This window comes from Haloarchaeobius litoreus (assembly GCF_024495425.1).
Classification (GTDB): domain Archaea; phylum Halobacteriota; class Halobacteria; order Halobacteriales; family Natrialbaceae; genus Haloarchaeobius; species Haloarchaeobius litoreus.
In genome coordinates this window covers 246503-259912 of the sequence record NZ_JANHJR010000002.1, presented here as the reverse complement: position 1 = coordinate 259912, position 13410 = coordinate 246503, and the positions used below count along the sequence as shown (strand labels likewise).

12 protein-coding genes, 1 tRNA gene and 1 other RNA gene are annotated in these 13410 nt (G+C 68.3%); 5 read left to right on the top strand and 9 right to left on the bottom strand.

Annotated elements, in window-relative coordinates; translation table 11 throughout:
- From NOW55_RS08130 to NOW55_RS08115, 4 genes are all read right to left on the bottom strand, one after another.
- Window positions 1–1719 (bottom strand): sensor histidine kinase, encoded by a 1719-nt coding sequence (locus tag NOW55_RS08130; protein WP_256399600.1) that lies wholly within the window; start codon window positions 1717–1719, stop codon window positions 1–3.
- 63 nt (window positions 1720–1782) lie between these two features.
- The gene (locus NOW55_RS08125; protein WP_256399599.1) at window positions 1783–3708 is read right to left on the bottom strand and encodes an ABC transporter ATP-binding protein; all 1926 of its coding nucleotides are present in this window, start codon (window positions 3706–3708) and stop codon (window positions 1783–1785) included.
- A 179-nt stretch (window positions 3709–3887) separates the two neighbouring features.
- Complete coding sequence (locus tag NOW55_RS08120; protein WP_256399598.1) at window positions 3888–4157, bottom strand: DUF7538 family protein; 270 nt, start codon at window positions 4155–4157, stop codon at window positions 3888–3890.
- Between the two features lie 55 nt (window positions 4158–4212).
- Window positions 4213–4719 carry a DUF192 domain-containing protein gene (locus tag NOW55_RS08115; protein ID WP_256399597.1) on the bottom strand — a complete coding sequence of 169 codons (507 nt, stop codon included), beginning with the start codon at window positions 4717–4719 and terminating at the stop codon, window positions 4213–4215.
- A gap of 68 nt (window positions 4720–4787) precedes the next feature.
- Between NOW55_RS08115 and NOW55_RS08110 the strand changes: the two genes are divergently transcribed.
- From NOW55_RS08110 to NOW55_RS08100, 3 genes are all read left to right on the top strand, one after another.
- Window positions 4788–4861: transfer RNA gene (locus NOW55_RS08110), tRNA-Val, on the top strand.
- A gap of 202 nt (window positions 4862–5063) precedes the next feature.
- Entirely contained in the window at window positions 5064–5198 is a 135-nt protein-coding gene (locus tag NOW55_RS08105) for a hypothetical protein (protein WP_256298024.1), read from the top strand.
- 55 nt (window positions 5199–5253) lie between these two features.
- Window positions 5254–6345 carry an aminopeptidase gene (locus NOW55_RS08100; protein ID WP_256399596.1) on the top strand — a complete coding sequence of 364 codons (1092 nt, stop codon included), beginning with the start codon at window positions 5254–5256 and terminating at the stop codon, window positions 6343–6345.
- Between the two features lie 35 nt (window positions 6346–6380).
- Here the strand turns inward: NOW55_RS08100 and rnpB are convergent.
- An RNA gene (gene rnpB / locus NOW55_RS08095) (RNase P RNA component) lies at window positions 6381–6704 on the bottom strand.
- Window positions 6705–6823: 119 nt separating this feature from the next.
- Between rnpB and NOW55_RS08090 the strand changes: the two genes are divergently transcribed.
- Entirely contained in the window at window positions 6824–7432 is a 609-nt protein-coding gene (locus tag NOW55_RS08090; protein WP_256399595.1) for a TIGR00296 family protein, read from the top strand.
- On the opposite strand, the gene NOW55_RS08085 is transcribed toward NOW55_RS08090, so the two are convergent.
- The 3 genes from NOW55_RS08085 to NOW55_RS08075 are packed head-to-tail and all read right to left on the bottom strand — an operon-like array spanning window position 7429 to window position 11646.
- Window positions 7429–8574, bottom strand: coding sequence for a nicotinate phosphoribosyltransferase (locus NOW55_RS08085; RefSeq protein ID WP_256399594.1), 1146 nt, complete (start codon window positions 8572–8574; stop codon window positions 7429–7431). The genes NOW55_RS08090 and NOW55_RS08085 overlap by 4 nt on opposite strands.
- Window positions 8575–8604: 30 nt before the next feature.
- A complete protein-coding gene (locus NOW55_RS08080) occupies window positions 8605–10062 on the bottom strand; it encodes an Hvo_1808 family surface protein (protein ID WP_256399593.1) in 1458 nt (485 codons plus the stop codon).
- A 42-nt stretch (window positions 10063–10104) separates the two neighbouring features.
- Window positions 10105–11646: an Hvo_1808 family surface protein gene (locus NOW55_RS08075; protein WP_256399592.1), complete on the bottom strand. Its 1542-nt coding sequence runs from the start codon at window positions 11644–11646 to the stop codon at window positions 10105–10107.
- 84 nt (window positions 11647–11730) lie between these two features.
- Here NOW55_RS08075 and NOW55_RS08070 point away from each other — a divergent pair, with 84 nt between their 5' ends.
- On the top strand, window positions 11731–12312 hold the full coding sequence (locus NOW55_RS08070) for a cysteine hydrolase family protein (RefSeq protein WP_256399591.1): 582 nt from the start codon (window positions 11731–11733) through the stop codon (window positions 12310–12312).
- A 186-nt stretch (window positions 12313–12498) separates the two neighbouring features.
- Here NOW55_RS08070 and NOW55_RS08065 read toward each other — a convergent pair whose 3' ends face one another.
- Window positions 12499–13404, bottom strand: a complete 906-nt coding sequence (locus NOW55_RS08065; protein ID WP_256399590.1) for a DUF8155 domain-containing protein — start codon at window positions 13402–13404, stop codon at window positions 12499–12501.
- Window positions 13405–13410 lie beyond the last annotated feature (6 nt).

Here is a 13410-nt window from a genome sequence, read left to right as displayed (position 1 = left end):
TTAAGTCTGGTCGGCCGTCACGGACTCGACCGCGCGGCGTGCCGCATCGTCCGTCGCCGCGTCGACGACCTGTAGCTCGACGACGAACGCGGCACCGCCCCGCTCGCTGTCCTCGATCCAGACGTCGCCCCCGAAGGCGTCCGTGAGCGTGTCGACGAGGTAGAGCCCGACGCCCGTCCCCTCGCTCTCCAGACCCTTCGCGCCGCGGCCGAAGATCTCCTCGCGCTGGTTCTCGGGGACGCCGGGTCCGTCGTCGGCGATGCGGACCCGTGCAACCCCGTCGTCGACGGTGCAGTCCACCCAGACGCCTGGCTCGTCGCCGCCGTTGTGGACAACCGCGTTGTTCAGCAGGTTCGTGAACACCGACGTGAGCATCTCGTTGCCGGCGACACGGGTCGACGGTACGTCGCCGAGGTGGAAGCTCGCATGCGGGAAGTTCGCGCGCGCTTTCTCGACCTCCGTCCCGAGGACCTGGTCGAGCACGACCGGCTTGAGCGTGAGCGAGCCGTCGCTGGTGATGGTCTCCATCAGCTCGCGCACCGTCTCGGTGATCTCGATGACGTGCTCCGCGCTCTCCATGACGAGGCGGTAGTCGTCCTCTCCCGCCGGGTCGACGTGCGGTTCGAGGAGCTGCCCACGCCCGTGGAGCACGTTCATCTCGTTGCGGATGTCGTGGCGGACGATGCGGTTCAGGATGGTTATCTCCTGCTCGCGGTTCCGTCGCTCGGTGATGTCGTGGAAGACCGCGACCGCACCCGTCCCGTCGGGGAACCGCGAGAGCTTCAGGTCGTAGAACCGCGTCTCACCGTCGCGGTCCAGGGTGAGCTCCCGGCTGGCGAGTTGCTCTCCAGCCCCGGCGTCGCCAGCTGCCACGACGTCCGCGAGCTCCACGTCGAGCACGTCGTCGATGACCTCGTGGACGACGCTCCGGTCGCCGACGAGCTCCTCCGCGGCAGGGTTCACGTCGACGATGTGGCCCGTGTCGGTGAGTACGAACACGGCCTCCTCCATGTTCCGGAGGACGGTCGTTCGCGCCACCGGCAGGGTGTCGAGCAGCTGGAGACGCTCGATGGCGACGTAGAACGCGAGCACCTTGACGGTGCTCGTGAGTGCGAGCGTATCGAGTGGGACGATGCGGAGCCACCAGACGGTCACCCCGACCATCACGAGCGTGATGGTACCGACGAGGACGCCGGTCTGGACCGCGAAGCCGCTCCGGGACCGGAACAGGCCGAGAAGCAACCCGACACCGACGACGAGGAGGCCGACCATGACGGTGGCGTAGACCCAGTACAACGGGCCGAACGAGGGGACGAGCAGGCCGTCCTGGAGTTCGCCCGCAGTGTAGAACAGCCCGTCGGTCCCGTTCGTCCACGTCGCGACCTGGACGAGGGCGACGAGGGCGACGAGCGCGGCCACGACCCGGCGGGTCAGCAGGTGCTCGTTGTCGGTGTACTGGACCGCCATCAGCATGTAGCCGATCGACATGAACGACACCGCGAGGAACCGCCAGTTCCACCAGAACAGCTTCGTCGCGGGGTCCGTCGCGCTCACCTTCAGCGCGACGACCGCCGACAGGAGGACGACGCCGGTCACGTCGAGCAGGAAGCCCTTCGCGGCCCGTCGGTCACGGTGTCGCCACAGGAGCATCCAGAGCCCTGCGGTCAGGAGAAAGGCGACGACGTACGGGATAGCGAGGGGCGTCAGTTCGTATGGCATGGGCGACCTCCGACGAGAGTCGTCCCAACGATAGGACGACAGGTCCTTTAGCCTACGGGCTGGTCAGTCGTCGTCGCTCGCCTCGACCCGGTTCTCGCGCTCCCTCGCGCGCTCGATGAACTCCTCGGGGAGCTCGTCGATCTCGCCGGCCTGCACGCCCCAGAGGTGGGCGTAGAGGTCGTCGTTGCCGAGCAGCTCCTCGTGGCTGCCGCGCTCGGCGACCTGGCCGTCCTCGAGGACGAGGATCTGGTCGGCGTCCTTGATGGTCGAGAGTCGGTGGGCGATGGCGAACGTGGTGCGGTCGGCCGCCAGCTCGTCGATGGAGCGCTGGATGAGCATCTCCGTCTCCGTGTCCACGTCGGAGGTCGCCTCGTCGAGCACGAGGATGGCGGGGTCCTTCAGGATGGCCCGCGCGATGGAGATGCGCTGGCGCTGGCCGCCCGAGAGCTTCACGCCGCGTTCGCCGACCTCGGTGTCGTAGCCCTCGGGGAGGTTCTGGATGAACTCGTGGGCCTCGGCCATCTTCGCGGCCTCGACGACGTCCTCGCGGTCGGCGTCGAAGCTGCCGTAGGTGATGTTCTCCTCGACGGTACCGTAGAACAGGAACGTGTCCTGACTGACGTAGCCGATGTGCCGGCGCAGGCTCGGGATGGTCACGTCGCGGAGGTCCTGCCCGTCGATCTCGATTGCGCCCTCGTTCACGTCGTACATCCGGAGCAGCAGCTTGAGGACGGTGGACTTGCCGGCCCCGGTCGGGCCGACGAGCGCGAGCGTCTCGCCGCCCGACACGTCGAAGCTGATGTCCTCGACGATGGTCTCCTCCTCGTCGTAGCCGAACGTCACGTCGTCGTAGGTGACGTTCCCGTCCTCGACGACGAGGTCCTCGGCGTCGGGGTCCTCGGCGATACGCGAGGGCTCGTCCATCAGCCCGAAGATGCGCTCGCTGGAGGCGCGAGCCCGCTGGTACATGTTGATGATCTGCCCGAACTGTGCCATCGGCCAGATGAAGCGCTGGCTGAGGAGGATGAACACGACGAACTCGCCCTCGGAGAGCGTCCCGGTGAGAAAGCCCGGCCCCTCGCCACTGTACACCCAGAGCCCCCCGATGAGGAAGGTGATGACGAAGCCGACGCCAGCGAGCACGCGCAGCGCCGGGAAGAACTTGATACGGGTGTTGATGGCGTCCCAGTTCGCGTCGTAGTAGTCCTGGGAGACGTCCTCGACCCGGTCGGACTCGAAGTCCTCGGTGTTGTACGTCTTGATGACCTGCACGCCGCCGAGGTTGTTCTCCAGGCGGGAGTTCATCTGCCCGACCGAGGAGCGAACGTCGGCGTACTTCGGCTGGATGATGCTGACGAACTTGTACGTCGTCAGCCCGATGAGCGGGACGACGACGAGCGTGATGAACGCGAGCTGCCAGTTGTAGTAGAAGAGGATGCCGGCGATGCCGAGCACCATCACGCTCAGGCGGAACGCCGAGTTCATCCCGTCGTTCAGGAACCGCTCCAGGCGGTTCACGTCGTTCGACAGGATGGACATCATCTCGCCGGTCTGCTTGTCGGCGAAGAAGTCCATGTTGAGCCGCTGCATCTTGTCGTACGTGTCCGTCCTGACCTCGTGCTGGATGTGCTGGGCGAAGGAGTTCCAGCCCCAGTTGCGTGTCCAGTGGAACGCCGCCCCACCGAAGAACGCGAACCCGATGATGGAGGAGGCGAGGATCACCTGCGACTCCGGGTCGGGCGCGTACCTGTACAGCGGGATCGGCCCGAGCGCGAACGGCCGCGAGTCGCGGAACGTCGCGTCGATCGCGACGCCGAGGAGGACCGGCGGGAGCAGGTCGAGGAGGCGGGCGACGATGCTGGAGAGCAATCCCACCACGAAGGCGAGTTTGCTGTCGGACCCGTACTCGAGGAACAGCCGCTTCATCGGGTTCTCCGCGTTCTCCCGTTGTTCCTCGAACGGGTCGTCGTCTTCAGCTTCGAAACTCATTGTGAATCTTCTGGTGGCTCGAACTGAAAAGGCTTGTTACGTTTCGAAACAGTTGCCGGAATCGACACCGGCCGTGGGGGCGATGGCGCTGCCTGGACCCCTCCCTGGCACGCCGTCCGTAGACGGATCACCGTGTGTGCTAGCAGGTGTCTGCCGGGGACCGTCGCCGGCGAGCCAGCTCAGAGCTGGCGATGCTCGGCCTCGGGGTCGATACCCGCCTCGCTCAGGTCCTCCCGAATCCGCGCCCGGAGCGGGTCGGGGACGGTGTTCCGTCCGACCGGCACGGCGACGTCCCCGTCGCCCTTCACCTTCCAGTAGAGGACGCAGTCGCTCGGCGCGTAGTACTCGATGCTGTAGCGGTCGCCCGCACCCTCGTAGTGGACGCGGGCCGCGAACCCCTCGGCGCGCCAGCCGTCGCGGGCCGCCAGCGCGGCAACGGCGTCGGTCATGTGCCGACCTGCGACCGGTGGGCGGGTAGTCGTTCCGGTCGGGAGTCGTCGCCGGTCAGTTCGACCCGTTGTAGTGCGGTTCGACGTAGTCCCCGACCTCCATGCCGGTCTCGTTGGCGTAGCCCCGCGGGACCTCCAGCACGTACTGGCCGGTGCCGGTCGCGGTGATGTCGTTCCCGTCTTCGTTGGGATCGGGCGCGCGCCGGTGGTGGATGCTGTTGATGCGGCCGTCCGCACCGACGAAGATGATGTCGAGCGGGAAGTCCATCCGGCGCATCACGTACGTGTGCTGGCTCTCGGTGTCGTAGACGAACCACATGCCGTGTCCGTCCTCGAGGTTATCGTGGTCGCTCAGCCCGGTGAATCGCTCCTGGCGGGTGTCCGCGACCTCGACCTCGATGACGGCCTTCTCCGTGCCGTTCCCGTCGGAGACCACGACGGTCCCGCCCTCGTACTGGCTCTCGCCCGGCAGCTCGATCACCCCCAGGTACCAGAACATGGCGACGAGGAGGACCGCCGCGAACCCCAACAGGGCGAACTGAAAGAGGCGTTCTCGGTTCACACCCGACGATGGGGCCCGCATCAGAAAAAGGGAAGCGTTATTCCGCCGGGTCGGTTACCGCCGAACGCGGGGTGGTGGTCTAGCCGGTTATGACATCTCCCTTACAAGGAGAAGGTCGCCAGTTCGAACCTGGCCCACCCCACTGGTCGTTTTCGGACGGGTCTACGACAGTTCGTCTGGAGAGGCTCACCCGTTCGGCTGTGAACTACCTCGAAAGCCCCTGCTCGCTCTCCGACCATCTGGTCTCACTCGCACAGTCTCGCCAGCCGCGCCACCCGGGTGATCCGGTATCGTCACGCGAAGCCGTCACACACTTCACCCCCCACCCAGTAGTGACGGCGACGATGGCAGAGTACTACGTCGTGGTCGATGGGCACGAGTTCGAGGGGCCGTTCGAGAACCGGAAGTCGGCGAAGAAGCGCGCGGACGAGCTGAACACGAACGAGGTCGGCGGGCGGTACCGCGTCGCGTCGAAGTAGCGGTCTGGTAACCGACTCCGCGGCAGTTTTGTGTCGGAGGGGCGTCGGCTGGAACATGGACGAACGCATCCACGAGCACGCCGCGGTGCTCGTGAACTGGAGCGCCCGCGTGAGCGAGGGAGACAACGTCGTCGTCAGCGTCGACGAGGGCGCACACGACCTCGCCGTCGCGGTCGCCGCGGAGCTCGGCGACGTCGGCGCGAACATGTCGATGCAGTACGGCTCCAGCGAGGTCGGCCGCGCGTACACGAAGGCCCACGACGGCGAGTTCGAGGAGAGCACACACGAGCTGGCGCTGTACGAGGAGAGCGACGTGGTGCTCCGCCTCGGCGGCGGGCGCAACACCAGCGCGGACGCCGACGTGCCCGCGGAGACGCGACAGGCGTCCATGCAGGCGGCCCAGGGCGTGCGCGAGGCCGTGATGGCCACCGACTGGGTGTCGACGGTCCACCCGACGCGCTCGCTCGCCCAGCAGGCCGGCATGGCCTACGAAGAGTACCAGGACTTCGTCTACGACGCCGTGCTCCGCGACTGGGAGGCGCTCGCCGACGAGATGGCGAAGATGAAGACCATCCTCGACGAGGGCAGTGAGGTCCGGCTGGTCAAGGAGAACACCGACATCACGATGTCCATCGAGGGCCGCACCGCGGTCAACTCCGCGGCGAGCGTCGCCTACGACAGCCACAACCTCCCCAGCGGCGAGGTGTTCACGGCACCCTACGACGTCGCGGGCGAGGTGTTCTTCGACGTGCCGATGACGCTCCGCGGGACGCGGGTCCAGAACGTCCACCTCACGTTCGAGGACGGGGAAGTCATCGACTACAGCGCCGACCAGGGCGAGGACGTCCTCGGTGAGATCCTCGACACCGACAAGGGCGCGCGCCGCCTCGGCGAGCTCGGCATCGGCATGAACCGCGGCATCGACCGCTTCACCGACAGCATCCTGTTCGACGAGAAGATGGGCGACACCGTCCACATGGCCGTCGGCCGCGCCTACGACGCGAACCTGCCCGAGGGCGAGACGGGGAACGACTCCGCGGTCCACGTCGACATGATAACCGACGTGAGCGAGGACTCGCGCATGGAGGTCGACGGCGAGGTCGTGCAGCGCAACGGCGTCTTCCGGTGGGAGGACGGGTTCGAATGATAGCCGTCGCTACGCGTCGCTGGAGAAGCGGTGGTGGTTGAGAGGAGTAAGCCCCCTTCTGTTCGTCCCGGCATTCGGCTGAGCGTCCGTCGCCTCGTCCGGACTACCTGACGGCGCGGACTTGCACCGGTGGGGATTCGCCGTTCCATCCGTTCTCGCCCGTCGACGCTCGGCGGGTCAGCTCCCTTCCCTTGCGGGTCGGTTCGCACGCCTCATCGCTCGGGGCGAGGGGTCTCGTTTCTGTTCCAGAGCCAGCGGTCTCCCGCTCCGGACTTGCGTCCGGCCACCTGTCCGGACGGTGGGGGGACTTTCCTCACGTCGTGGCGGTGCCACGTCGCGGCGGCCGGGCTCTCTCTACCGTCAGAACGTAGCCCCGTTCCGCGTTTAAACCCCTCGGTCACAGGGGGCGGTAGGAGGAGCCTACTCCCGGCGAGACGAAACGAAAGCGTTCAAGAGCGTGTCGCCCCACATACGTTCTATGTCGCAGGCAAAAGGCGTCCAGTTGACGTACGATGACGGGGCGCGTGCCGTCGAACTTGCGCGAGAAGCGGTCGAGGGCTTCGTCGTGAACGGTCGACGTGAGCAGCCAGGCAGCATGATCGACGCCTTCTACAACCGAACCGGAGCGTTCGTCCGGCTCGAATCGACCCGTGGCCGCGGGAGCCTCCGGGGCTGTGCCGGTGGCTACGAGTCCGACGACCAGCTCGGCCACGTCATCGTCGACGCCGCCATCGAAGCCGCCAGCGAGGACTCCTGTGGCTCCGAGGTCACGCCGACGGAGCTCTCGAGTCTCACCGTCTCCGTCTGCTGTGTCTGTAACCTCGTCCTCACCGACGACCCGGTCGCCGACATGGAGCTCGGTACACACGGTGTCGCCGTCGACACCGGCAGCGAACGCGGCTGGCTCTACCCGACCGTCCCGGTCGAGCACGGCTGGTCGGAGGCCGAGTACCTCGGTCGCGTCTGCCGGAAGGCCGGCCTGCCGCCCATGGCATGGCAGCAGGAGGACGTGATGGTGACGCTGTTCGAGGGCCAGATCTTCCGCGAGCGCGAGCCCGAGGGCAGCATCGAGGAGCTGACGAACTAGAAGCCGACCAGCTCGGCGTCGCGGAGCGCACGTTCTGCCGCCGCGTCGATGTCGAACTCGCCGACGATCTCGCCATCCCGGAGCAACGGCTCCAGCAACGGTTCGGCATCTTCGGGCCCCTCGCGGTCGGCCAGCCCGACCGCGTGCGCACCGTCCGCGGTCCGGTACACCTGCTTCCTCCCCGACAGCTTCCCGCGCTTGGCCGCCGGTTCGCCGTCGACGGTCACGATGTCGAGCGCGAAGTCGACCGGGTTCGCGTTCGTGACGTGGCTCCCGACGCCGAAGCCGTCGGCGAGGTCGCCCAGCTCCCGGATGCGCTCGGGGGTGAGCCCGCCGCTGACGAAGATGTCCACGTCGCCGTGGCCCCGGACGTCGAGCTCCCAGCGCACCTCGCGGACGATGTGTGGGAAGTCCCCCCGGCGCGAGCCCGTCGTGTCGAGACGCACGCCGTCTAACTCGTCGCCCAGCTCCTCGACCGCGCGCAGCGTCTCGTCGACCTCGTCGGTGTAGGTGTCACAGAGCGCGATGCGGGGCACCTCGGGCGGTGCGGCCTCGTGGAACGCTCGCCACGCGTCCTCCTGCTGCCCCCGTCCCATGCAGATGACGAGCGCGTGGGGCATCGTCCCGCCCGCCTCCCGACCGAGCAGTTCCCCCGCGGCGACGTGCGAGAAACCGTCCAGTCCGCCGACCAGCGCGCTCCGCTCGACGACGGCCGCGATGGCCGGGTGGACGTGGCGCGCGCCGAACGAGAGGACCTGCGAGTCGGGAGCGGCGAGCTTGGCCTCCAGCGCCGCCGTCGCGAACCCCGACGCCTGCGAGAGGAATCCCAGAATCGAGGTCTCAAGCCGGGCGAAGTCGAGGTACTCCCCCTCGATACGCATCACCGGACCACCGTCGAACAGCCGCCCCTCCGGGATCGCATCGACGTCGACCGGGCGACCCTCCAGCAGCCGTGCGACGCTCTCGACCCCGGCCAGCAGCTCGAACTCGCCGGAGGGGAACTGGTCGGCGGTCACCTCCGCCACGACACGGGGGTTCACCCCGGCGTGCGCCAGTGCCCCCTCCGTGCGCTCGAAGTAGGCGTCCGTCGCGGTACCGTCGCGTATCGCCTCGCCGGGAATCACGTCGAACGAGTCGTCCATACCGGGCGCTTCTCGCCCGCGAGCAAAAACCTAGGCGGCTCCGGTCCGGTTCGCCGTCGAACCCGTCGGCGTCGACCCAGTCGGCGACGGTGGCGACAACGCCGCCGCCACGGAGCCCTCGACCGAGAGCGACCCGGGTTCGTGCACCGCGTCGAGGTCGCCGACCGTCGGCGCGTTCACGACGAGGACGGTGTCGTCGACGCGGACCAGCCGGAACGCGTCGGCGAAGCCGCCGTCGGGCACGACGTAGACGCCGTCGCCGCGCGATTCGGCCCCGTTTGCGGTCAGCAGCTCGCGGTAGGCGTCGGTGAACTCACGGGCGTCCTCGGCCGACTCCCACTGCGACCGCCAGACGTACGCGCCCTCGTCGCCGTCGGTGTAGAACACCAGCCGGTCGCCGGCCCAGCCGGTCGAGTACGGGTGGTCGTACGTGTAGCGGTTCACACCCTCGCCGCTGGTGTAGTGCTCGCGGGGCACCGTCTCGCCGTACCAGAACATCGAGTAGATGTGGGCCTCGCCCGCCGTTTCGAGGACCGACTCGCCGCCGACCGCGATGCGCCGCCAGCTGTCGACCGACCGATCCGGGACCGTCACCGTGGCGGGCTGCTCGTCCGGGTACGCCTCCGGGTGGATGAGCTGTTCGGTGCTGACCGGACGGTCAGCGAAGGCGGCGTCGACGGCGTCCCAGCCGCCTCGCTCGTGCAGCGTCGCCACGAACCGCTCGCCGGCCGCGTACGGCGTGTACGTCGCCACCGAGAGCCCGACGTTCACGTCGCTCCGGCCGCCTCCAGCGCCGTCCGCCTGTGGCACCTCGACGCAGTCCCACGTCCCCTCGGTGCAGCGACGCTCGTACAGTCCCTCGACGTAGTTCGCGTCGCCCTCGACGACGCCGGAGGCGGCCATCCGCGCGTCGCGCGTCTCCGCGCTCGAACCGAGCCCGAACTGCTGGTCCTGCAGCGCGTGTTCGAGTTCGTGCACGAGCGTCCCGCGCGAGAGCCGGAGCTGCTCGGAGCCGTCGCTCACGATGACGATGTCGCCCGCCGAGTAGTAGCCGAGCACGGACGACCCGTACAGCTCGCCGAACGCCTCGTCCACTGTCGTGTCCTCGTCGACGACGAACAGCGCCTCCCAGAACTGCTCGCGCCACGCCGGCGAGGAGCCGCCCCCCGACCGCTGCTCGCGGTACGTCTCCCGCGAGATTATCTCGACGGACACCGACTCCTCGAACTCGTGCCCGCGGATGCGTTCGATGCGGGCCATCGCCCGTGCGGTCACCGCCTCGATCTCGGGCTTGCTCAGCCCGTCGCTCGCGTCGACCGGGAGCGAGTCGTTCCACCAGTAGCCGTCCTCCCAGCCCCGCACGTCGGTGTCCGGGTCGGGGCGGTTCGACTCGGGTTCGGCGAGGCGTGTCTCGCCGAACCCGAGCCCGAGACAGCCCGACAGCAGGATCAGGGCGACGAGACAGGCGACCGGGAGGATGCGTCTCATGGCGGTGGGTTCGGCCCGGGCGACAAAGGAGTTTGGCCTGCCTCAGGCCGCGACGACGCTGGCGTTCGTCGTGCCCGCGCCGCTGCGGACGCCGCTCAGGTCGTCGACCGTCGGCGCGTTGACGATGGTGACGGTAGTCCCCTGCTGAACGACGTAGTAGGCGTCACCGTACTCGGCGCTGTCGTCGATGGCGAACGTGTTCGGCCGGTCGCTCACCGCCTGCGCGCCGTGGTGGTCGAGCAGGTCGCGGTAGGCGTCGGCGAACTCGCTGGCGTCGCTCTCGCTGTCCCACTCGGTCTGCCAGACGTAGCCCGTCTCGTTCGTGCTCATCGAGTCGTCGGTGACGTACGGCAGGAGCCGGTCACCGGCCCACCCGTCCGTGATGGGGTGGTCGTAGTTGAACGGGTCCGTCTGGTTGAGCTGCTGGCCGTCGTAGTTCAGATGGTCCCGGTAGGGGATGACGACGTCGGTCAGCTGGCCGGTCGCCTGGGTCGTCTCGTAGGACGGGTACCAGAACATCACGTACAGTCCGGCCTCGCCGAAGGATGCGTAGTCGATGCCCCCTTCGAGGTCGAGCACCTCCCACTCGCCCGAGCTCCGGTCCTCGATGGTCGGATAGTTCGGTTCCTCGTCCGGGTACCGCTCGGGGTGGATGGTCTGCTCCGTGCTCGCCGGCGGGTTCTCGTACACGGCGTTCACGGCGTCCCAGCCGCCCTGCTCGTAGAGCTGCTGGACGAACAGCACGCCGTCGCTGTACGGCTGGAAGGAGACCTGGTACAGCCCGATGTGGATGTCGCTGGAACCGCCGCCACCTTGCTGCCCCTGGGGCATCAGGCAGTCCCAGTCGGACTCACAGCGCTCCTGGTACAGCTGGTCGACGAGGTTGCCGTCACCCTCGATGATGCCGTCCCGGGCGTTGTGAAGCTCCTGTGTGGACTGGTTGAACGAGCCGATGTCGAAGCGCTGGTCCTGCAGCCCGTGGAACAGCTCCTGTGAGAGCGTGACCTCGTTCATCTCCGGCGTCTCGGAGTCGGAGATGATGACGATCTGCTCCTGGCTCGGCGAGTAGTAGCCGCCGACCCCGCCCGCGAAGTTCCGGTTCTGCACCGCGATGGCGTCGGTCGACTCGTCGACCATCAGCATCGCCTCCCACTTCACGTTCTGGTGGAGGCGGTTCTCGGGCGTCGTGTTGCCCGACTGGACCTGCTCGCGGTACTCCTCGCGGGAGATTATCTCGACGGGGACGCGGCTCTCGAACTCCAGGCCGCGGACCTCCTCGACACGCGCCATCGAACGGGAGACGACCCTGTCGAGCTCGGAGTCGTTGAGACCGTCGCTCCGGTCGACGGAGATGCTCTCGTTGTACCAGTAGCCGTCCTCCCAGCCGATGACGTCCTCCTCGGGGTCCGCGGGGGCGGAGGAGCCGTCGCCGCCGTCGCTGGTCGTCGTGGTCGGTTCTCCCGTCGTCTGCATCGTCTCCGTCGGTGCCGTGGTCTCCGCGTCGGGCGCACTCGAACCGGTGAGTGCGCTACAGCCCGCGAGGACCACGAGCAGGGCGACGAGGACGCTCGCCGTTGCTCGCATACCTCAGGCGAGGTCCCACGCGGGAATAAACGGCCCGGTGCTGCCAGCACAACGGACTTTGTGCTACCGCCCGAAGACCCGGCTATGGAGTTCGACTCGACCGACACCGCACTGGTCGTCGTGGACATGCAGAACGGGTTCTGCAAGCCGGACGGAAGCCTCTACGCGCCCGGGAGCGAGGCGGTCGTCGACCCGGTCGCGTCGCTGGTCGACCGGGCACACGACGCCGGCGTCCGCGTCGTCTTCACGCGCGACGTGCACCCGCCGGGACAGTTCGACGACGCGCACTACTACGACGAGTTCGAGCAGTGGGGCGAGCACGTCGTCGAGGGCTCGTGGGAGGCACAGCTGGTCGCGGAGCTGGAGGTGCGCGAGGGCGACCACATCGTCGAGAAGCACACCTACGACGCGTTCCACCAGACCGAGCTGGACGGCTGGCTGACGGCGCGGGGCATCGACGACCTCGTCATCTGCGGGACGCTCGCGAACGTCTGCGTCCTCCACACGGCCGGGAGCGCCGGGCTGCGGGACTACAGGCCGGTGCTCGTGGAGGACTGCATCGGCGCCATCGAGGACGACCACCGGGAGTACGCCCTCGACCACGCGGACTGGCTCTTCGGCGAGGTGGCTCAGTCGGAGGACGTGTCTTTCGTCGGCGGGAAGTAGCGACCGCCGCAGGCATTACCGACGCGGTCGCTGGCGTGGCCGGATAGTGTGGCGAACAGGCGACGCGGCGCTGCTCGACCGACGGGGCGTCGCACACCCGCGAAACCGACGGTCGACGTGGTATCAGCGCACGCCGTCGTTGGCCGCGGTATCGTTCATAAACCCCCGGAGCGACAGGACCCCAGATTATGCGGGGTCGACGGTGACCGCGACCGCCTCGCCGACGGCGAACTCGCGGTCCGGGCAGACGAGCTTCGCGCCGAAGCCAGAATCACGGGCGAGGAACAGCGAGAGCCCGTGGACCGGTTCACCGTTCGCCCGGACGGTCACGTCGTCCCAGCGGACGGTGCGTCCGTCGGCGACGCCGACCCGTTCGCCGAGGAAGGTGACCGGGCCGTCGCCGTCGCATCGGGAGCCGCGCTCGTCGAACAGGCCGCCGCAGTCGTAGTGCCTGAAGCCGCCGTCGAGCGCCGCGGGAGCGCCGGCGGCGTCGGTCGCCTCGATGCCGACGAACCGACCGGGTGCGGGATGTGCTGGCGCGTCGAGCATCGCCCACGTGTCGCCCGTCGCGATGACCTCGCCGGTGCCGTCCCAGGGGACCGCCTCGACCGGTAGGTCGGCGACGAGCGGGAGCGAGCCCGATGCGCGCCGGAGGTGCTGGTCCGGGCGACGGAAGCCGACGTGCAGGTGCGGGTCGACCCACGGGCCGAAGAAGCCGGGGAAGACGAGGTCGCCGAGGTCGTCGCCGACCGCGACCCTGGTTCCGGGTTCGAGCGGCGAGTCGACGTGCATGATCCGGGCGACGAGCGGGGGGACGGTGGACTCGGTATCGTCTCCGGCGACCGACAGGCCCGGTGTCGCCGCGACGTCCACGTCCACGAGCAGCAGGTGGTCATCCTCGTCGGCGTAGTCGCGGGGGGGCGCTCTGACGGTCACCGTGTCTCGAACCGTGCCGGCGACGGGGCTCGGTGCCGCGTCGTCGCCGGGGTAGCAGTCGACTGCGTGGCCGGCGTCGTGGGCCGGGTACGGCGAGTTGTACAGCGAGAGCCGGTCGTACTGGTCGAGGACGGCGGGACAGAGCGTGACCTCCATCGGGCA